General features: G+C 63.1%; 17 protein-coding genes and 2 pseudogenes. 14 read left to right on the forward strand and 5 right to left on the reverse strand.

Features of this window, described 5'->3' with window-relative positions; translation table 11 throughout:
* A partial coding sequence (gene ligD, locus B2V21_RS16805; protein ID WP_286917456.1) for a DNA ligase D occupies positions 1–1,773 on the forward strand: 1,773 nt, incomplete at its 5' end.
* A gap of 5 nt (positions 1,774–1,778) precedes the next feature.
* Here the strand turns inward: ligD and uraH are convergent.
* Positions 1,779–2,132, reverse strand: coding sequence for a hydroxyisourate hydrolase (gene uraH, locus B2V21_RS16810; RefSeq protein ID WP_192066961.1), 354 nt, complete (start codon positions 2,130–2,132; stop codon positions 1,779–1,781).
* 325 nt (positions 2,133–2,457) lie between these two features.
* Here uraH and puuE point away from each other — a divergent pair.
* From puuE to B2V21_RS16835, 5 genes and pseudogenes are all read left to right on the forward strand, one after another.
* Positions 2,458–3,382, forward strand: a pseudogene (gene puuE, locus B2V21_RS16815) (allantoinase PuuE).
* A 38-nt stretch (positions 3,383–3,420) separates the two neighbouring features.
* Positions 3,421–3,894: pseudogene (gene uraD, locus B2V21_RS16820) on the forward strand (2-oxo-4-hydroxy-4-carboxy-5-ureidoimidazoline decarboxylase); the annotation flags it as partial.
* Between the two features lie 76 nt (positions 3,895–3,970).
* Positions 3,971–4,966, forward strand: coding sequence for an allantoicase (alc, locus tag B2V21_RS16825; RefSeq protein ID WP_122743381.1), 996 nt, complete (start codon positions 3,971–3,973; stop codon positions 4,964–4,966).
* A 24-nt stretch (positions 4,967–4,990) separates the two neighbouring features.
* Positions 4,991–5,494 carry an ureidoglycolate lyase gene (locus tag B2V21_RS16830; RefSeq protein WP_286917458.1) on the forward strand — a complete coding sequence of 168 codons (504 nt, stop codon included), beginning with the start codon at positions 4,991–4,993 and terminating at the stop codon, positions 5,492–5,494.
* A gap of 353 nt (positions 5,495–5,847) precedes the next feature.
* The gene (locus B2V21_RS16835) at positions 5,848–6,636 is read left to right on the forward strand and encodes an outer membrane protein OmpK (protein ID WP_049859908.1); all 789 of its coding nucleotides are present in this window, start codon (positions 5,848–5,850) and stop codon (positions 6,634–6,636) included.
* A gap of 271 nt (positions 6,637–6,907) precedes the next feature.
* On the opposite strand, the gene B2V21_RS16840 is transcribed toward B2V21_RS16835, so the two are convergent.
* Positions 6,908–8,107, reverse strand: coding sequence for a PLP-dependent aminotransferase family protein (locus B2V21_RS16840; RefSeq protein ID WP_049859907.1), 1,200 nt, complete (start codon positions 8,105–8,107; stop codon positions 6,908–6,910).
* A gap of 282 nt (positions 8,108–8,389) precedes the next feature.
* Here B2V21_RS16840 and B2V21_RS16845 point away from each other — a divergent pair, with 282 nt between their 5' ends.
* From B2V21_RS16845 to B2V21_RS16860, 4 genes are read left to right on the forward strand one after another with little or no spacing between them, the layout of a single operon-like run.
* Complete coding sequence (locus B2V21_RS16845; RefSeq protein ID WP_056842256.1) at positions 8,390–9,001, forward strand: paraquat-inducible protein A; 612 nt, start codon at positions 8,390–8,392, stop codon at positions 8,999–9,001.
* Positions 8,998–9,612 carry a paraquat-inducible protein A gene (locus B2V21_RS16850; RefSeq protein WP_286917459.1) on the forward strand — a complete coding sequence of 205 codons (615 nt, stop codon included), beginning with the start codon at positions 8,998–9,000 and terminating at the stop codon, positions 9,610–9,612. Before B2V21_RS16845 ends, B2V21_RS16850 begins: the two co-directional genes overlap by 4 nt.
* Entirely contained in the window at positions 9,605–11,287 is a 1,683-nt protein-coding gene (locus tag B2V21_RS16855; protein ID WP_282349857.1) for an intermembrane transport protein PqiB, read from the forward strand. The genes B2V21_RS16850 and B2V21_RS16855 overlap by 8 nt, the downstream gene beginning before the upstream one ends.
* Positions 11,284–11,886: a PqiC family protein gene (locus B2V21_RS16860; protein WP_286917460.1), complete on the forward strand. Its 603-nt coding sequence runs from the start codon at positions 11,284–11,286 to the stop codon at positions 11,884–11,886. Before B2V21_RS16855 ends, B2V21_RS16860 begins: the two co-directional genes overlap by 4 nt.
* On the opposite strand, the gene B2V21_RS16865 is transcribed toward B2V21_RS16860, so the two are convergent.
* Together B2V21_RS16865 and phnN are read right to left on the reverse strand one after the other, a co-directional pair.
* A complete protein-coding gene (locus tag B2V21_RS16865) occupies positions 11,879–12,295 on the reverse strand; it encodes a response regulator (protein WP_049859902.1) in 417 nt (138 codons plus the stop codon). The genes B2V21_RS16860 and B2V21_RS16865 overlap by 8 nt on opposite strands.
* Positions 12,296–12,458: 163 nt before the next feature.
* Entirely contained in the window at positions 12,459–14,252 is a 1,794-nt protein-coding gene (phnN, locus tag B2V21_RS16870) for a phosphonate metabolism protein/1,5-bisphosphokinase (PRPP-forming) PhnN (RefSeq protein WP_286917461.1), read from the reverse strand.
* A gap of 345 nt (positions 14,253–14,597) precedes the next feature.
* Here phnN and B2V21_RS16875 point away from each other — a divergent pair, with 345 nt between their 5' ends.
* The 4 genes from B2V21_RS16875 (at position 14,598) to B2V21_RS16890 (ending at position 18,553) form a co-directional block, all read left to right on the forward strand.
* Entirely contained in the window at positions 14,598–15,893 is a 1,296-nt protein-coding gene (locus tag B2V21_RS16875) for an MFS transporter (RefSeq protein WP_049859900.1), read from the forward strand.
* A 131-nt stretch (positions 15,894–16,024) separates the two neighbouring features.
* Positions 16,025–17,002: an aliphatic sulfonate ABC transporter substrate-binding protein gene (locus B2V21_RS16880; RefSeq protein ID WP_286917462.1), complete on the forward strand. Its 978-nt coding sequence runs from the start codon at positions 16,025–16,027 to the stop codon at positions 17,000–17,002.
* A 4-nt stretch (positions 17,003–17,006) separates the two neighbouring features.
* Positions 17,007–17,843, forward strand: a complete 837-nt coding sequence (locus B2V21_RS16885; protein WP_286917463.1) for an ABC transporter permease — start codon at positions 17,007–17,009, stop codon at positions 17,841–17,843.
* Entirely contained in the window at positions 17,840–18,553 is a 714-nt protein-coding gene (locus B2V21_RS16890; RefSeq protein WP_286917464.1) for an ABC transporter ATP-binding protein, read from the forward strand. The genes B2V21_RS16885 and B2V21_RS16890 overlap by 4 nt, the downstream gene beginning before the upstream one ends.
* Before the next feature lie 66 nt (positions 18,554–18,619).
* On the opposite strand, the gene B2V21_RS16895 is transcribed toward B2V21_RS16890, so the two are convergent.
* Positions 18,620–19,188 (reverse strand): SDR family oxidoreductase (locus tag B2V21_RS16895; protein WP_286917465.1); only part of this gene is annotated, 569 nt, incomplete at its 5' end.

Consider the following 19,188-nt stretch of genomic DNA (forward strand, 5'->3'; position numbering starts at 1 on the left):
ACCCGCAACGGCCACGACTGGACAGCGAAGATGCCGCGCCAGGCCAAGGCGCTCGCTGCCCTGGGCTTGCAGTCGGCGTGGCTGGATGGCGAAGTGGTAGTGGCCAACGAGCACGGGGTGCCGGACTTCCAGGGCTTGCAGAACGCATTCGAGAACGAGCACAGCGGCGACATCGTTTTCTACCTGTTCGACCTGCCCTACCTCAACGGTATGGACCTGCGCGCCGTGCCCTTGGAGCAGCGTCGCAGTGCCTTGGCCAAGGTGCTGGAAACCAACACGGACGACGCGCTGAAGTGCTCCGACGACCTTGCCGGATCGGCTGACTCGTTGCTCGAAAGCGCTTGCCAGATGGATATGGAAGGCCTGATCGGCAAGCGTGTCGGCAGCCCTTATGTGTCGCGGCGCAGCAGCGACTGGATCAAGCTCAAGTGCAAGCGCCGCCAGGAGTTCGTCATCGTTGGCTACACCGAGCCCAAGGGCAGCCGCAGCGCGTTCGGCGCGCTGTTGCTGGGCTTGCACGATGCAGAGAGTGACGAGTTGCGATTCGCTGGCAAGGTGGGCACCGGCTTCAGCGAAACCACCTTGCGCACCCTGCTCGCGCAGTTGCAGGCGTTGGAGACCGCCCGCCCGGCGCTCGCCAATCCTCCCTCGGGTGCTCAGGCCCGTGGCGTGCATTGGCTCAAGCCTACGCTGTTGGCGGAAGTGGCCTATGCCGAAATGACCCGCGACGGCGCCGTCCGTCACGCCGTTTTCCATGGCTTGCGCACTGACAAGCCCGCCAAGGAGATCACGCCCGAAATGCCAACGACCAAATCCGCCACGTCCGCCAAATCCGCAAGCAAGTCGGCAAAGACGCCGCGCAAGGCAGCCACCAAGGCCGATGACGCCGACCTGGTCGGACAGGTGCGCATCACGCACCCCGAGCGGGTCATCGATGCCACCAGCGGCACCACCAAGATGCAGCTGGCCGAATACTACGGGCGCATCGCTCCCTGGTTGCTGCCACACCTCAAGCAACGCCCCGTTGCGCTGGTGCGGGCGCCCGACGGCGTCGGTGGCGAGCTGTTCTTCCAGAAGCACGCCGGCCACCTGGCGATCCCGCACATTCTCACCTTCGACAAGGACGAGGCGGGTCAGGCTGCCATGGTCATCAACGATGGTCAGGCACTGCTGGGCGCGGTGCAGATGGGCACCGTGGAACTGCACACCTGGAACGCGACCGCGAAGGATTTCGAACATCCCGACCGCTTCGTACTCGACCTGGACCCGGACCCTGCCTTGCCCTGGAAAAGCATGGTCGAAGCCACTCAACTGACTCAGACCCTGCTCGACGAACTAGGCCTTGCATCGTTCCTCAAGACCAGTGGTGGCAAGGGCATGCATGTGGTGGTGCCAATCACGCGCAAGCTGGGCTGGGACGAGGTCAAGGCATTCAGCCGCGCCGTGGTGGAACACATGGCCAAACTGATGCCGGAACGCTTCACGGCCGTCTCGGGGCCGAAAAACCGGGTCGGCCGGATTTTCATCGATTACCTGCGCAACGGTCTGGGCGCAACCACGGCCTGCGCCTATGCGGCGCGAGCGCGGGATGGGTTGCCGGTCTCGGTGCCGGTCACCCGGGAGGAAGTGGCGCAGATCAAGGGCGGCGACCAGTGGGACATCGACAGCGTACTCGAACGCCTGGCGGAGCTTGAAGACGATCCCTGGGCCGACTTCTTCAGCACCCGCCAAAGCATCACCGTCGCAATGCGCAAGAAACTCGGGCTCAAATGAACCCATCAACTGCCGCGGTAGGTGGAGTAGCTGTACGGTGACAGCAACAGGGGCACATGGTAGTGCTCCTGAGTTGCATCGATGCCGAACCGCAGGACGATTTCGTCGAGAAACGCCGGCGCCGTGGTGACGATACCGCGGCTGCGATAGTAGTCACCTGCACCGAAGTGCAGCTGATACACACCCGAACGGTAGTGCTCACCTTCCAGCAGCGGCACATCGCAACGCCCGTCGGAATTGGTCACGGCCGTTACCAGCAGTTCCAGCTGTTCGCCGTCGACGCGGTACAGACGCACTCGAATGCCGTTACCGGGACACCCATGTGCGGCGTCCAAAACGTGTGTGGTCAAGCGTCCCATGGTTGATTTCACCTGTTCAGGGGCGCGCCAACGGCGCACCGTGGTGGAGCGCAAGCGTGCGGTACGCGCCGCAATGGGGCGTGGCACCTGACACCTTGCAAAAACAAAAGCCGCAAAACACGCGTCGATGCAGATTGCTGACCGATTGGGCAGGTTCTTTGCAAGCGCCTGCATCATCGCGTTTGCAAGGATACGGCCATCCAAAGGACCGAGACCCGAGCTTACAAATTGTCTATGCCGTTGTATACAATCGATTCAAGCCCGAAAACGCCCTTCCATTGCGCCTTTTCGAGCGCGTTCTGCCACGTATAAAAGGAAATCTTCGGTGAGTCTCGACTACCCCCGCGACCTGATCGGCTACGGTGACCAACCGCCCCATCCGCACTGGCCGGGCAATGCCCGTATCGCCGTGTCGTTCGTCCTCAACTATGAAGAAGGCGGCGAGCGCAACGTGCTGCACGGCGACAGCGAGTCCGAGGCTTTCCTGTCGGAGATGGTTGCGGCGCAGCCGTTGCAGGGCCAGCGCAACATGAGCATGGAATCGCTGTACGAGTACGGCAGCCGTGCTGGCGTGTGGCGCATTCTCAGGCTGTTTCGCCAAGCCGGGATCCCCTTGACGGTCTTCGCGGTGGCCATGGCCGCGCAGCGACACCCCGAGGCGATCCGCGCCATGGTCGCCGACGGCCACGAAATCTGCAGCCATGGCTACCGCTGGATCGACTATCAGAACGTCGATGAAGCGGTGGAACGCGAGCACCTGCTCGACGCCATCCGCATCCTCACCGACATCATCGGCCAGCGGCCGCTGGGCTGGTACACCGGACGCACCGGGCCCAATACCCGTCGCCTGGTGATGGAGGAAGGCGGCTTCCTCTACGACAGCGACGCCTACGACGATGACCTGCCCTACTGGCAACCCGGCGTGGATCGCCCCCTCCTGGTGATCCCCTACACCCTGGACACCAACGACATGCGCTNNCACCCAGGTGCAGGGCTTCAACAAGGGCGACGATTTCTTCGACTACCTCAAGGACGCATTCGACGTGCTGTACGCCGAAGGCGCGGAGGCGCCCAAGATGCTTTCCATCGGCCTGCATTGCCGACTCATCGGCCGACCCGGACGTCTGGCGTCGCTCAAGCGTTTCATCGACTACGTCCAGGGCCACGAGCAGGTCTGGTTCGCGCGCCGGGTCGATATCGCCAGGCACTGGCAGCAGGTTCATCCTTTCCCAGGCAGCCCGCGCCCATGAGCCACTTTCGTACCCTGCAGCCTTCCCGACTCAACCGCGCCGAGTTCGTCGCAGCACTGGGCGACATCTACGAGCACTCGCCGTGGGTGGCCGAACAGGCATTCGAGCGACTGTCGCCGGACCGGCGCGACGACATCGAGGCGGTGCATGCCTGCATGAGCCAGGTGGTGGCCGACGCCGACCGCACCACCCTGCTGGCATTGATAAATGCCCACCCCGACCTGGCCGGCAAGGCCGCGGTGCAGGGTGAGCTCACCGCAGCGAGTACTCAGGAGCAGGCCGGCGCCGGCATCAGTCAGTGCACGCCCGACGAGTTCCAGCGCTTTACCTGGCTCAACGATGCGTACCGGGCCCGCTTTGGCTTCCCTTTCATCATGGCGGTCAAGGGCAGCGATCGACGGCAGATCCTGGCGGCGTTCGAAACGCGGATCGGTCATTCCCCCGAGGACGAATTCGCCTGCGCCCTGCGCGAGATCGACAAGATTGCCCTGTTTCGCCTGCAAGCCCTGTAACCCCATAGCCCCGCCGCCGCACCCGCGGTGACGGACCGACTGTTCATCAACCCTCGTTCAAGGCAGATCCGTATTCATGAAAGCCTACGCCGCACCGTTCCAGAAGTACGTCAACCTGGCCGATGCCCGCCTCGGTACCCGGGCCATTTCAGTGACCGACGATTGGTTCGCCGACGTCAACCGGCTGTTCCAGCCCACCCCGGCGGTGTGGAAGGAAGGCGTCTTCGACGACAACGGCAAGTGGATGGACGGCTGGGAATCGCGGCGCAAGCGCTTCGAAGGCTATGACACTGCAGTGATCCGCCTCGGCGCGCCAGGCTCGATCAAGGGCGTGGACATCGACACCTCGTTCTTCACCGGCAACTTTCCTCCTTCGGCGTCGCTGGAAGCCTGCTTCATCAGCGAAGGCGAACCCGACGATCAGACTCCGTGGGTCGAAATCCTCAGTGCGGTCGAGCTGCAGGGCAATAGCCATCACTACCACAGCATCGACAACGACAGCGCGTTCAGCCATCTGCGCTTCAACATCTACCCGGACGGCGGTGTGGCCCGCCTGCGCGTGTATGGCGTGCCGTTCCGCAGCTGGTCGAGCACCAGCGACGAGGAGCAGATCGACCTCGCCAGCGCCCTCAACGGTGGACGCGCGCTGGCCTGCTCGGACGAACACTACGGCAGCATGAGCAACCTGCTCAATCCCGGCCGTGGCATCAACATGGGCGACGGCTGGGAAACCGCTCGGCGACGTACGCCCGGCAACGACTGGGTCATCGTGGCCCTGGGGCATCCTGGCGTGGTGCAGCAGGTGATCGTCGACACCCTGCATTTCAAGGGTAACTACCCGGACAGCTGTTCGATCCAGGGTGCGTTCGTCAAGGGCGGGACCGACAGCCAGATCGAGACCCAAAGCCTGTTCTGGCGTGAACTGCTGCCCAGCCAGAAGCTGCAGATGCACCAGGAGCACAGCTTCGCGGAGCAGATCAAGGCACTGGGGCCGATTACGCACATCCGGCTCAACGTCTTCCCCGACGGCGGTGTGAGCCGACTGCGAGTGCTGGGCACTCTGGCCCGATAGCATCACTTCATAATAGGACCCAGCATGCGTACATTACCGATCGAACCCTTGACCAAGGCCGCGTTTGCCCCGTTTGGCGACGTGATCGAAACCGAGGGCAGCGCACACTTCCTGATCAACAACGGTTCGACCCAACGCTTCGATCGCCTGGCGGACGTGCAGCTGGGTACCGAGCAGGATCATGCCGTGATCAGCATTTTCCGCGCCCGCACCTTGCCGATGCCGCTCACCGTACGCATGCTCGAACGTCATCCACTGGGCAGTCAGGCGTTCATTCCGTTGTTGGGCAACGCCTTTCTGATCGTGGTCGCACCGGCCGGCGCCGTCCCGCGCAGCGAAGACGTGCGCGCGTTCATCAGCGATGGTCGTCAGGGCATCAATTACCACAAGGGTGTCTGGCATCATCCGGTGTTGTCACTGCACGATCAGGATGACTTTCTCATCGTGGATCGCAAAGGTCCGGGCAACAATTGCGACGAGTTCTTCTTCGAGGCGTGCGACTTATTGTCGCTCGACCCGTCGTTGTAACTTCCGGGGCATGGCATAGGGCGCCTAACCATTATAAGGACGGCTGGCTTAGTTGCCCTGATCAAGCCTGAAAACATAAAACCAATGCGGCTTGCCAGTGGCTACGCAAACCCCTACCCTGCGCCGCCGCTGGAAGGCGCGGCGTGCGAAGTGGCTGAACCGCGTTAGTTGCTGCATCACTGAACACTGACGAATCTATCCGCCCGGACGAAAACTGGCTAACTCGGATGACCGGTCCGCGGACGCGTTGCGCGCGTTCGGCGGCAACTACAAGTTGACCTTCGGGACAACAAAAGAGGCGCCACTAGAGTGCCCACACAACTACCACACTTATTTGACCTGAGAGCGATTGAATGAAAACCACACTACCGAGCCTGTTTCTGGCTGCCGGCCTGGCCCATGCCGGCACCGCGATGGCCGCTGGCGACTGGCTGCAGTGGCAGAGCAACAGCCTGACCTACCTGGTGGGCAAGGACTACACCGTCAATCCCAGCCACCAGCAGACCGTGACCTACGAACATGCAGATGCCTGGAAGTACGGGGACAACTTTCTGTTCGTCGACAAGATTTTCTACAATGGTGAAGCCGATGGTACCAACGGCAACAACACCTATTACGGTGAGTTCAGCCCGCGCCTGTCGATGAACAAGATCTTCGATCGCACGTTCCGCTTCGGTCCGATCAAGGATGTGCTGTTGGCCATGACCTATGAGTTTGGCGAAGGGGATAACGAGTCTTATCTGATCGGTCCGGCCGTCGACCTGGATCTGCCGGGGTTCGATTATTTCCAGTTGAATTTCTATAACCGTCAAACCGAGGGAAGCCGCGCCGGGGACAATGTCTGGCAGATCACGCCAGTGTGGTCCTATACCCTGCCGGTCGGTCGTTCGGACATTCTCATCGACGGCTTTGCCGACTGGGTGGTGGGCAACGATTCGAACAAGCATGGCGAGTACCATGCCAATCTGCATTTCAACCCGCAGGTCAAATACGACTTGGGCAAAGCCTTGGGTCAAGGCGCGCAGCAAGTGTATGTGGGTTTTGAATACGATTATTGGGACAACAAGTATGGGATCAAGGACAGTCGTTATTTCGATACCAATCAGAATACGGCGAGTTTGTTGGTGAAAGTGTTCTTCTGATCGGGCATTGGAAGCAGGGCCAGTGATGGGTCGAGACCGCGTGCATCGCCGACGCGGCTCGCGCCGCTGCTACACCGACCGCGTAGCCCTGTTCGGGCCTCCCCGCGCTCATCCAAGCAAACCGCATACACCGCCGACGCGGCTTGCGCCGCTGCTACAGTGACCGCGTGCCCCTGTTCCGGCCTCCCCGCGTTCATCCAGGCACACCGCCGACCCGGCGTTCGTACCCCTGTAGCAGCGGCGCAAGCCGCGTCCGGCCTCGCCGCGAATTCTACTGCTCGAACGCTTGACGCAGTCGGTGCAGGCCTTCGTCGATGTCAGCCAACCCGGGGGCGGCGAACGACAGACGGATGCTGCTGGGGTCCGGGTCCTGGCCGTAGAAGGCGCTGCCGGGCACGAAGAGCACCTTCTGCTCGATCGCCCGCGGCAGCAGTGCCTTGGCGTCGAGGCCATGCAGGCAATGGCCCCAGACGAACATGCCGCCTGCCGGTGCACTCACCTGCAGATGCTCTGCCAGCGGTTGCAACCCCGCCAGCATGCGCTCGCACTTCTGCCGATAGCCCTGCGCCAGACCCGGCAGCGCCCGTTCCAGCGCCCCTGCCGCGAGGTAATTGGCGGCGATGCGCTGCGCCCAGGGCGAGGTGCACAGGTCCACGGTCTGCTTGGCCACCAGGCAGCGCTGGCGGACCGCCGCAGGCGCCACCATCCAGCCCACGCGCAGCCCTGGCGCGAGCACCTTGGACAGGCTGGACAGATGGATCACACGGCCCTCGGCGCCCTCCACCTGCCGGCTCAACGCCAACAGCGAAGGCACTTCCTCGCCGGCAAAGCGCAGCGCACCGTAAGGATCGTCTTCGACCACCAGAAAATCGTGTGCGACTGCCAGCCGCAAAAGTGCCAGACGCCGCGCCAGGGGCAGGCAGGCGCCGGTGGGGTTGGCAAAAGTCGGCACACAATAGAGCATCGCGACATCGCCACGCGCACGCCGTGCCAGCTGCTGCGTCAAGGCATCGGTGTCCAGGCCGTCGGCATCGGTCGCCACGCTGAGCACCTGCGCCCCGGCCAGGCGCAACGCCTGCAACGCTGCCGGATACGTCGGGCACTCGACCAGTACGGTAGCGCCAGGGGCCAGTAACACCTTGAGCAACAGGTCGAAGCCTTGTTGCGAACCAGTTGTCACTATCAACTCATCCGCCCCAACGGCCACGCCACGCCGCGTCATCAGACTTACCAACTGTTCGAGCAGAGCCGGCAAGCCTTCGGTGGCGGCGTATTGCAAACAGTCGAGGGGGGCTTCGCGCATGGCCTGCTCCGCGGCTTCGCGCAGGCCGGACTCGTCGAAGAACGCCGACGCCGGATAGCCACCGGCGAAGGAAATCATGCCCGGCACCGACAGGTACTTGAACAGCTCGCGTATGGCCGAGCCGGTGGGGTTTTCGAAGGCAGGCGTGAATCGGTAATCCAGGGCCATGACGGTGCTCGACGGCGAATGTGCCGAAAGTATCGAGGCTGGCGAACGCCGCTCACAAGCGAGATTATTTCCAGATGTCATGCCATTGGGTGCTGACAGGGTCCACGCCCGCAAACTAAAGGCCGCGAGTAGCCTGGCTTTCACAGCTATCGCCAGACGGAACGCTCGGCTTTATCATGACTCAGATACTCATGGCACCGCGCCACTGGACTAGACAGGTCGTGTCTAATCTGGGGAAATGCGCGCCCCTGACCTCAGGCTTTCATGTATGTCCATTGCCGAATGAACACCTCTTCCCGCTCGATCATTTGTGAACACTGCGATTCGCTGTTCGAATCGGTGGCCCTGACGCATGGTCAGAAAGCCGAATGCACGCGCTGTGGCGCGGTGCTCGAACGTGGCCAGCGCTTGAGCATCCAGGCGCTGTTCGCCCTGGCGCTGACCGCAGCCATGCTGTTCATTCTGGCCAACGCTTTTCCGGTGATCAGCATCAGCATGGAAGGGCTGAGCAATCAGGCCACCCTGCTCGCCTCGGTGGAAGCCCTGGCCCAGGGCCGCATCACGCCGATGGCCGCGGTGACTGGATTGACCATCATTCTCGCGCCCCTGTTGCAGATCTGCCTGCTGTGCTGGCTGCTCGGCTTCGCCACCGCCGGCCGCGCCGCGCCCGGCTTTCGCACCTGCATGCGCGCGCTGGAGCACCTGCGCCCCTGGAGCATGCTGGAAGTCTGCCTGTTGGGCATCCTGGTCGCCATCATCAAACTGGCGGGCATGCTCGACGTACACCCCGGCTTCGGCCTGTGGGCACTGGGTATGGTCACGGTGCTGTTGATCCTGATTTCCGGCAAGGGCATCCGCCGACTCTGGGACGACCTGGAAGGCCAGCTGCGATGAGCGAACCGGCCTACGCGCGGCAACTGGGCCTGGTGCTGTGCCACACCTGCGGGCATGTCTGCCAGGCAGGCGAGCACCATTGCCCGCGCTGTCGCTCCACCGTCCATGCGCGCAAACCCGACAGCATCGCGCGGACCTGGGCGCTGCTGATCGCGGCATTGATCTTCTACATCCCGGCCAACCTGCTGCCGGTGATGCGCACCAACATGTTCGGCAACGCCAGCGAAAACACCATCATGAGTGGCGTCATCGAGTTCTGGCATGGCGGCTCCTGGGACATCGCCGTGCTGATCTTCTTCGCCAGCGTGGTTGTGCCCTGCATGAAGTTCCTGATCCTGGGCATGCTGCTGGTAACCTGTCAGCGCAGGAGCCACTGGGCCATGCGCGAGCGGGCCCGCCTGTATCGCTTCATCGAGCTGATCGGCTACTGGTCGATGCTCGACGTACTGGTGGTGGCGCTGGTCGCCGCGCTGGTGCAGTTTCGTTCGCTGAGTTCCATCGACCCGTTGCTGGGTATCGTGTTTTTCGGTCTGGTGGTGGTACTCACCATGCTTGCCGCCATGAGTTTCGATCCCCGGCTCATCTGGGATGTAGAGGTTGAAGATGTCTGATCGTCCAGGTTCCACTCCCGCGTCCCCTGCCGCTGCACCGGCGGTCAAGACGCGTCGTTTCAATGTCTCGCTGGTGTGGATCGTGCCGATCATCGCGGCGCTGGTAGGCGCCTCGATGCTGATCAGCAATGGCCTCAATGCCGGGCCGCAGATCGAAATCAGCTTCGAGACCGCCATGGGCCTGGAAGCCAACAAGACCCAGGTCAAATACAAGAACGTGGTCATCGGGCAAGTGACCGCCATAGCCCTCAGCGACGACCGCAGCCACGTAGTCGCCAAGGTCGACCTGAACAAGTCCGCCGAAGGCTTCACCGCCGAAGACTCGGTGTTCTGGGTGGTGCGCCCACGCATCGGCGCCAACGGCATTTCCGGCGTGGATACGCTGCTCTCCGGCGCCTTCATCGGCGCCGACGCCGGCAGTTCCGAAGAGCGCAAGCGGCAATTCGTCGGCAAGGAAACGCCGCCGGCGATCACTTACGGCGAGCAAGGCAAGCGCTTCACCCTGCACACCGAGGACCTGGGTTCGCTCGACATCGGTTCGCCGGTCTACTACCGCCGCATCGAAGTCGGCCAGGTGGTGTCCTACCAGTTGGCCGAAGACGGCAAGGGTGTCGATGTGGAGATCTTCGTCCATGCCCCCAACGACAAGTACGTGACCACCGATACGCGCTTCTGGAACGCCAGCGGCATCGATCTGACCGTGGGCGCCAGTGGCCTGAAGGTCAACACCGAGTCGCTTTCGACCATCCTCGCCGGTGGCGTCGCCTTCGTCGAACCCAAGTACAGCCCCAACGCGACTCCGGCCACCGAGCGCTCGCGCTTCGACCTGTTCGCCGATCAGGAAACCGCCCTGGCGCCGCCCGATGGCGAACCGCGCTACATCAGCATGAGCTTCAACCAGTCGCTGCGGGGCCTGGCGGTCAACGCCCCGGTAGAATTCCTGGGCGTGAACATCGGCCGTGTGGTGTCGGTCAACCTGGACTATGACGCCAAGACCAAGAGCTTTCCCAGTGTCGTCGGCGCGGTGATCTACCCGGATCGCCTGGGCAAGGCGCACGAAAAACTGCTCAAGGAAATGGGTACCGAGGACGATGAGCGCTCGGCGAAGCTGATGTCGGCATTCGTCAAACAGGGTCTGCGGGCCCAGGCACGCAGTGCCAACCTGATTACCGGGCAGTTGTACATTTCCCTGAGCTTCGTGCCCAACGCAGCGCCCGTGGCGTTCGACGTCGCCGCCCGCCCGCTGCGCATCCCCACGGTACCCGGTAGCCTGGACAAGGTGCAGGAGCAGTTGCAGGGCGTGGTCGACAAGATCAGCAAGTTGCCGTTGGATGAAATCGCCAACAACCTCAACGGCAGTCTGAGCGAAATGCAGAAGACCTTGCGCCAGGTCAATGCCGAGGTGCTGCCGCAGATGCGTGGCACCTTGCAGCAGACCCAGAAGACCTTGGCCGCGGCCAACTCCACCTTCGCCGATGACTCGCCGGAGCGCCAGCAACTGAGCCAGGCCATGGACGAAGTCCAGCGTACCGCCCGTTCGGTGCGGGTGCTGACCGATTTCCTCAGCCGCAACCCGGAAGCACTGATTCGCGGCCGTACCAAACAGGGTGAGCCGGACGCCTACCGCAGCCCAGGCAACACCTCACGTGAAATCCAACCGGAAGTTCAACCATGATCAAACGCAGCCTGATGCTGGCCGCGAGCATAGGCCTGGGTGCCTGCAGCTCGCCGGTGACCCACTACTACACGCTGCAGGACACTGCGCCGAGCGCGCCCTCGCGCTTGGCTGCGCCGTCGTTCCAGTTCGAAATGCTCGCGGTGCGCATGCCTGTCCAGGTCGACCAGCCGCAGCTGGTGGTGCGTCAGGATCGAGGCAATCTGGCGATTCTGGAAAACGACCGTTGGAGCGCGCCGCTGGCCGATGAGTTTCACGACGCCCTGACCGATCGCCTGGAACGCCAGTTGGGGACGCGTGATCTGGCTGGGTTGCCCAAGGATGCGCAAAAGCCCGTGCTGTCCGTACAAACCGACGTGCGACGTTTCGACTCGCTACCGGGTCAGTATGCGCTGGTCGATGTGGTGTGGAGTCTGGGTATGCGCGGGGGTGCGCAGCCGCGCCGTACATTGACCTGTGCAAGCCAGATCCGTGAAACGGCGGGAGTTGAACTAAGCAGCTTGGTGGTGGCACATCAGCGTATCATCGATCAATTGGCGAAGCAGATTGCAACGACCGCCCGCCAATGGGCCCAAGCCAACGGCGCCTGTCCTAGCTGACGGCGCGCGGCACGGTGCCGAGGGCTTTCTCGACACCGTCGAGCAACTGACCGAGCGTCCATGGCTTGCGCACGAAGCTCACCGGGATGGTGACGCCGGAGCTTTCAGGCGTTTCATGGCCCGACATGATCATGATCGGAATTTCCGGCCAGGTCTGCGCCGAGTAGTTCGCCAGCCCTGCGCCGTTCATGCTGCCGGGCATCAGGATATCCGTCAGCAACAGACCGACTTCATTGGAACGCTTGTTCAGAAACTCGAGCGCGTGGTCCGCAGATTCGACACCCTCGGTCTTCCAACCTTCCTCGCCCAGCAGTTCGCAGACGAACTCGCGAATCAGCGCTTCGTCTTCGACCACCAGAACCAGGTTCGCTCCCTTGGAAGCACTGTCGATGCGCGGCGAATCAGTCATTGCCAAATCCTTCTGTGTACTTGAATTGATTGAGGAAAGTTACCGCCGCGATGGCGACTCCCACACTCAGGTTAGGAGAGCGGAAAAGCTTGTGAATTCCATTTGTCGAGGTTGCGCCGACGAACGGTAATGAGCCGAGGTGGCGTTGCGGGGTCAGCGTTGATCAGGCCTGCTCATCCAGGATGATGCCGCTCTCGATCCGGGCCTGCTCAGCAGCGCGTTCCAGGCCTTCTTCGCTAGATGCATGGAGGAGGTAAAGTACGTCGCCCTGCGCCACCTGGGTGCCCAGATTGACCTTCAGATCCATACCTGCGGCCTTGTCACCAGGTGCTCCTGCGTAGCGGGCGAGTTCCGCCAGTCGCCAGCCATCGAGCCGTGCCACCCGACCCGCGCAGGGGGCGCACACGGCCCAGGTCGACGGACTGGGCATGACTGGCACCCTGCGTCCCTGAACCTCGATGATGCGTTCAAAAGCGGCCAGGGCCTGGCCACCGTCCAGCAGGTACTCGGCACGTTCGCGCCCGGCTTCGACACTGCCGATGCGTGGGTCCCAGGCCAGGATGCGTGCGGCAAACGACAGCGCCTTCTCGCGCAGGTCGGCAGGCGCTTCTGCGGAGCCTTCGAGCACCCAGCGTACGTCGCGCACCTCCAGAGCCGGGCCGATGCCGCGCCCGACCGGTCGCGAGCCGTCGGTGGCAACGGCCGCGACGGTAAGGCCCAACAGAGCGCCAACTTCCTCGAACAATCTGCCCAGCGTGTGCGCCTGCTCTGCGGTCGCCAATTTGGTGCCCGGCCCGAATGGCAGATCGACGATGACGTGCGTCGAGCCGGCGGTGAGCTTCTTCGAGAGGATGGACGCCACTGCCCAGCGCGTGGAGTCGATACCCAGCGGTCGGGTGATGGCGTTCATCACTTCATCCAGATGGGAGTGGTTGAGGCGGCCATTCCAGGCGATGCAGGCGCCCGTCTGGGCAATGCAGTGTTGCACCTCTTCAGGCGTCAGTTCCACCTCGGCCAGCACCTCCATGGCATCGGCGGTGCCGGCTGCGGAGGTGATTGCCCGCGACGAGGTTTTGGGCATGAGCAGACCTTGCGCCGCGACGATCGGCACCACAATCAAGGTGATCCGGCTGCCAGGCACGCCCCCCATCGAATGCTTGTCGACCACAATCGGTCGATCCCAGCGCATGATCGGGGAAAACCGCGTCCGCACGCGCGCCAGCGCTACCACCTCGGCATCCGACAAATGCTGGCTGGCACTCACCAGAAACGCGCGGATCTCGCTGTCGACATACTCGCCGGCAATGATGTCGCGTAGCACCTGCTCGTACTGCGCCTCGTTCAGTTCGTGCCCCTGCAGCTTGCGCAGCAGCAGCGGATGACTGCTCGGCAGCGGCGCGTGGCGCTGGGCAACGGTTTCAACCGCATCGACGAAGCGACCGATGCCCTCGGCCAAGGTGCCGTCGTTGTCGACGCGCAGGGTTTCGATGTCGGCAGGCAGCGCGTCGACCTGACGCAACACGCGGGCACTGGCCTGCTCGGCGGTCTCCCGACCGCGCCCCAAAATGCGCGCAGCCAGGACCTCTGGCGAAGCGGTGATTTCAATCACCACCAGATGCGGCACACGGGTGGCCGCCTCCCGAATCATCTTCCGCGAGCCGTTGGCGATGACGTGCCGGCCCTCCTCCAGCACCTGCAGCAATTCGGCGGACAAGCCATAACTCAAGCCGTGAGCATGCCAGCTGAGCAGGAACGCCCCTGCCGCGACGCTGGCTTGAAACAGTTCGGGGGTCACTCCCGCGTGGTCTTCTCCTGGAGCGCCGCTGGGGCGGGTGATGGTGCGACGGGCAAACAGGTAGCGGCCGGAAGTGCCCAGGTGGGCGCGCGCGCCTTCGATGAGCGAGTCCTTGCCCGCCCCGCTCGGCCCGACCACGAAGAAGAAAATACCCTGCGCCATGAATATGCTCCGCCTTGCCCGGGCCGATGCCGACCGGCGTCTGGCCGGATCGAGCGTGTGAATGAACGCGACACGGTGCGCCCCCCGCACACCGAAGCCGGCAGTCTACGCCATTATTCGCACGCCAGTGCTGGCACCCATGCTGCATGGATCGAGCGCAGCGATTATCATCCCCGCGCCTGCATCCCATGGGACGCGTTCATCTGCGTAGGAGCGGTCATCGGCCGAGAAGCCGGCGCCGCAGTGCTTCAGGCAAACCGCAGTGCAGCTTTCGCGGCCACGGACCGCTCCTACGGGGTTTGTGGCGGATTATCACCTTGTCTTCAACGCTCCAGGAGTTCATGCATGTCGCCCACTTCCGGCCTGACCGAGCACGCCAGCGCTGGCACGTATCGCAAGATCGTCTGGCGGTTGATTCCGTTTCTGTGCTTCTGCTACCTGGCGTCTTACCTGGATCGCATCAACGTCGGCTTCGCCAAACTGCAGATGCTCGACACCCTGCACATGAGTGAAACCGCCTACGGTCTGGGCGCCGGATTGTTCTTCGTCGGTTACATCCTGTTCGAGGTGCCCAGCAACCTGGTATTGCAGAAGGTCGGTGCACGCCTGTGGATCGCTCGCATCATGATCAGCTGGGGCGTGCTCTCCGGGTTGACCATGTTCGTCACCAGCGAGTGGCACTTCTACCTGCTGCGCTTCTTACTCGGCGCAGCCGAGGCCGGGTTTCTGCCAGGGGTGCTGTTCTACCTGAGCCAGTGGTTTCCGTCGTACCGACGCAGCCGCATCATTGCCCTGTTCATGATCGGCCTGCCGCTGTCGAGCCTGATCGGCGGGCCGCTGTCGGGCTGGATCATGGGCAATTTCGACGGTGTCAGCGGCCTGCACAACTGGCAGTGGCTGTTCCTCCTCGAAGCCATACCGACGGTGGTGCTGGGCGCGTTGTGTCTGGCCATCTTGCCCAATGGCATTGCCGATGCCAGCTGGCTCACCGAGCGCGAGAAAACCGAACTGCAAACCGTGCTGGCTCAGGACGAGAGCGAGAACCGAGGCGGCCACTCGTTTCGTGCCGGCTTTTTCGACATCAAGGTATGGATGCTGGGCGGCATCGATTTCTCGATTCTGTTGAGTGCCTATGCCATGGGGTTCTGGCTGCCCACCTTCATCCGCAACGCCGGGGTCGGCAACCCCGGCGACATCGGCCTGCTGGTGGCCATACCCAGCCTCGCCGGACTGATCGGCATGCTGGCCATCGGCGCCAGTTCCGACAAGCACCGCGAGCGGCGCTGGCACATCATCGTGCCGTTCATCGTCGGCGCGGCGGCCATGTTTCTCAGCACCTTCTTCACCCAGAACGTGGCGGTCACCGTGTTGCTGTTCTCGGTGGCTTCGTTGGCCATCATCGGTGCGGTGCCGGTGTTCTTCAGTCTTCCGGCGACCTTTCTCAAAGGGACTGCGGCGGCCACCGGTTTTGCCCTGGCCTGTTCGCTGGCCAACATCGCCGGGCTGGTCAGCAATTCCCTGATGGGCGTGGTCATGGACCGCTTCCACAGCCCGCAGATTGCCCTGTGGATTTTTGCCGCCTGCCTGCTTCTCAGTTGCCTGCTGGTACTGGCGTTGCCGGCCAGGACGGTCAATCGGTGAGCGGCCTGGGTCGAGGCGCGTACTGGCAATCTAAGCTCAGATCCAAAAGGTATTTATAGTTGGTTTTTTAGATCATTTAGCATTGGGATCCGGCGTGCCAGCCGGCTCTCCCTTGCCGAGGAATGATCTTCATGACCCTGTTTTCCCGCCTGTCCAAACCGCTGCTGGCCGCCACCGTGCTGCTTGCCAGCTTCGCCAGCGTCGCCCAGGCAGCCACCCCTGCCGAGGTTCGCCTGGACTATGCCTACTACTCGCCCACCAGTCTGGTCCTGCGCCATTTCGGCTGGCTGGAAAAAGCCCTGCCCGGCACCAAGGTCGACTGGGTGCTCAGCCAGGGCAGCAACCGCTCGCTGGAATACCTCAACGGCGGCAGCATCGACTTCGCCTCCACGGCTGGCCTTGCAGCGGTGCTGAGCCGCGCCAATGGCAGCCCGATCAAGACCGTGTACATCGCCAGCCGCCCGGAATGGACCGCCCTGGCGGTGCGCAAGGATTCGCCGATTCAGACCGTTGCCGACCTCAAAGGCAAGAAGATCGCCGCCACCAAAGGCACCGACCCTTTCCTGTTCACCCTGCGCAGCCTGCAACAGGCTGGGCTGAGCAAGGATGATGTGGAGCTGGTTCACCTGCAGCACGCCGACGGTCGCACCGCGTTGGAAAGAGGCGATGTGGACGCCTGGGCCGGCCTCGATCCGCTGCTGGCAGCCAGTCAGCTGCAAGCCGGCTCGAAGTTGCTGTACCGCAACATCGAGTTCAACAGCTATGGGGTGATCAGCGTCACGGAAAAATTCGCAGCTGAACATGCCGACACCGTCGAGCAGGTCATCAAGGCCTACGAGCAGGCCCGTAGCTGGGCGCGGGAACACCCGGACGATCTGGCGGCACTGTTGGCCAAGGAATCGGGGCTGCCCCTGGATGTGGCCAAGCTGCAGCTCTCGCGGACTGACTTCAGCGATTCGCAGCCGGGTGCCCAGCAGATTCAGGCGCTCAAGGCCGCTGCGCCGATCCTCACCGCCGAAGGCCTGGTGCGCAAAGGCGTGGACGTCAACGACGTGGTCGATCAACTGATCGAGCCACGCTTCGGCGCCCAAGTCATCGGGAAGCAGTGACTTCATGAGCGCGTCGGAAAACACCCTACCCAAGGCAGCGCCGGCCCCACGGCGCGCTTCACCCGCCTGGCGCCGCGGGGCCAAGGGCTGGTTGCTGCCGTGTCTGATCGTGATCGTGCTGGAGATCGTGGTGCGGGTCGGCTGGATCCCGGCCTACCAGATGCCGGCGCCCAGCGATGTCGCGCTGACGCTGGTCGAGCTGGCGCAAGGCGCGCTGGGCAAGCACGTGCTGGCCAGCGTCGGTCGCGTGCTGGCCGGCTTCGTCATCGGTGCGTCCCTGGCCCTGGTATTTGCCGCCTGGGTCGGTCTGAGCCGGGAAGCCGAGGCCTACCTGGAACCCACCTTCGCCGGCCTGCGCGCCATACCCAGCCTGGCCTGGGTGCCGTTACTGCTGCTGTGGCTGGGCATCGACGAGACGTCCAAGATCGTGTTGATCGCCATCGGCGCGTTCTTTCCGGTGTACGTCAACGGCGTGGCCGCGATTCGCAACATTGACCGCAAGCTGGTGGAGGTCGGGCAGATGTATGGCTTCAGCGCCCGTCGGCTGACCCTGCGTATTCTGCTGCCGGCCGCCATGCCGGGCTTGTTCACCGGCTTGCGCAGCGGCCTGAGCATGGCCTGGATGTTTCTGGTCGCCGCCGAACTGATTGCCGCCACCAAAGGCCTGGGTTACCTGCTCAGCGATGGCCGCGAAACCTCGCGGCCCGACATCGTGCTGGCGGCGATCCTGGCCCTGGCGGTGCTGGGCAAGCTGAGCGACGGCGTGCTCGCGGCCATCGAGCGGCGTTGCGTCAGTTGGCGCGACACTTTCACCGGCGAAGCCACGGGGAGCCTATCATGAGCGATGCCTTGCTGAGCATTCACGTCCGACGCAAGACGTTTGGCGAAACCGTGGTGCTCAAGGACGTGGAGTTGCAGTTGCAACCCGGCGAGGTCGTCAGCCTGCTGGGTCCCAGCGGTTGCGGCAAAAGCACTTTGCTGCGCATCGCCGCGGGCCTGGATCGGGACTACAGCGGCGAGCTGAGCAGCGCAGGCGAGTCAGTGGCATTCGTTTTTCAAGAGCCGCGGCTGATGCCTTGGTTGAGCGTGGCGCGCAACATCGGCTTTCACGATGACGGGCACTATGACCAGGCCTGGGTACGGCAGCTGATCGAGGAAGTGGGTCTGAGCGGATTTGCCGAGGCGCTGCCCAAGGCATTGTCCGGCGGCATGGCGCAGCGGGTCGCAATTGCGCGGGGCCTTTATTCCAGGCCAAAGGTGCTGCTGCTGGACGAGCCGTTCAGTGCAGTGGATGCATTTACCCGGATGAAGCTGCAGGATTTGTTGCTGGATCTGGCACGGCGGCATGACATTGCGCTGCTGTTGGTGACCCATGATGTGGACGAGGCGCTGTACCTGAGTGACCGGGTGTTGGTGATGGGGCATCGGGCCAGTGGGATCAGCGGTGGGATAGATGTGGATCTGGTGCAGCCGAGGGATCGGCGGAATCCGGTGTTGGCTGATCTGAGAATACAGGCCCTGACCCAGCTGAAGTCAGCGCATGTGGTCTGATCTTTTTGTATGGCTTGAGGGCCTCTTCGCGGNNAGCCCTCTGCCCGCGAAGAGGCCGCCACTGCCTTACAGAATAGGCTTGCCCCCAGTCACCGCATAGCGCGACCCGGAGATGTAGCTGCTCTCATCCGACCCCAGCAGCACATAGATCGGCGACACCTCGACCGGCTGGCCCGGACGACCCAGCGGTGTCTCCTCGCCAAAGGTCTTCACCGCTTCCGGCGGCATGGTCGCCGGGATCAGCGGCGTCCAGATCGGACCCGGTGCCACGCTGTTCACACGAATGTTCTTCTTGCCCAGCAACTGCGCCAGCCCGGCGGTGAAGTTGGCAATCGCGCCTTTGGTGGTCGCATAGGGCAGCAAGGTCGGCTTGGGCATGTCCGAGTTGACCGAGCTGGTGTTGATGATCGAGCCGCCCGACGGCATGTGCGGCACTGCGGCCTTGCAGATGCGAAACATCGCCGTGATGTTGATATCGAAAGTGCGCACCCACTCCTCGTCCGGAATTTCGTCCAGGGATTCGTGGCTCATCTGGAACGCGGCATTGTTGACCAGCACGTCGATGCGACCGAAACGCTCGACTGTCTTCTCGACGATCGCCAGACACTGTTCCCGCTCGGCCAGGTCGCCCGGCA

The sequence above is a fragment of the Pseudomonas sp. UBA6276 genome, from assembly GCF_002438365.1.
GTDB lineage: Bacteria > Pseudomonadota > Gammaproteobacteria > Pseudomonadales > Pseudomonadaceae > Aquipseudomonas > Aquipseudomonas coleopterorum.

Coding starts and splice junctions, on each gene's coding strand:
- uraH (WP_192066961.1), bottom strand. CDS start 2,132: ATGGGACGCTTGACCACACACGTTTTGGACGCCGCACATGGGTGTCCC.
- alc (WP_122743381.1), top strand. CDS start 3,971: ATGAAAGCCTACGCCGCACCGTTCCAGAAGTACGTCAACCTGGCCGAT.
- B2V21_RS16830 (WP_286917458.1), top strand. CDS start 4,991: ATGCGTACATTACCGATCGAACCCTTGACCAAGGCCGCGTTTGCCCCG.
- B2V21_RS16835 (WP_049859908.1), top strand. CDS start 5,848: ATGAAAACCACACTACCGAGCCTGTTTCTGGCTGCCGGCCTGGCCCAT.
- B2V21_RS16840 (WP_049859907.1), bottom strand. CDS start 8,107: ATGGCCCTGGATTACCGATTCACGCCTGCCTTCGAAAACCCCACCGGC.
- B2V21_RS16845 (WP_056842256.1), top strand. CDS start 8,390: ATGAACACCTCTTCCCGCTCGATCATTTGTGAACACTGCGATTCGCTG.
- B2V21_RS16850 (WP_286917459.1), top strand. CDS start 8,998: ATGAGCGAACCGGCCTACGCGCGGCAACTGGGCCTGGTGCTGTGCCAC.
- B2V21_RS16855 (WP_282349857.1), top strand. CDS start 9,605: ATGTCTGATCGTCCAGGTTCCACTCCCGCGTCCCCTGCCGCTGCACCG.
- B2V21_RS16860 (WP_286917460.1), top strand. CDS start 11,284: ATGATCAAACGCAGCCTGATGCTGGCCGCGAGCATAGGCCTGGGTGCC.
- B2V21_RS16865 (WP_049859902.1), bottom strand. CDS start 12,295: ATGACTGATTCGCCGCGCATCGACAGTGCTTCCAAGGGAGCGAACCTG.
- phnN (WP_286917461.1), bottom strand. CDS start 14,252: ATGGCGCAGGGTATTTTCTTCTTCGTGGTCGGGCCGAGCGGGGCGGGC.
- B2V21_RS16875 (WP_049859900.1), top strand. CDS start 14,598: ATGTCGCCCACTTCCGGCCTGACCGAGCACGCCAGCGCTGGCACGTAT.
- B2V21_RS16880 (WP_286917462.1), top strand. CDS start 16,025: ATGACCCTGTTTTCCCGCCTGTCCAAACCGCTGCTGGCCGCCACCGTG.
- B2V21_RS16885 (WP_286917463.1), top strand. CDS start 17,007: ATGAGCGCGTCGGAAAACACCCTACCCAAGGCAGCGCCGGCCCCACGG.
- B2V21_RS16890 (WP_286917464.1), top strand. CDS start 17,840: ATGAGCGATGCCTTGCTGAGCATTCACGTCCGACGCAAGACGTTTGGC.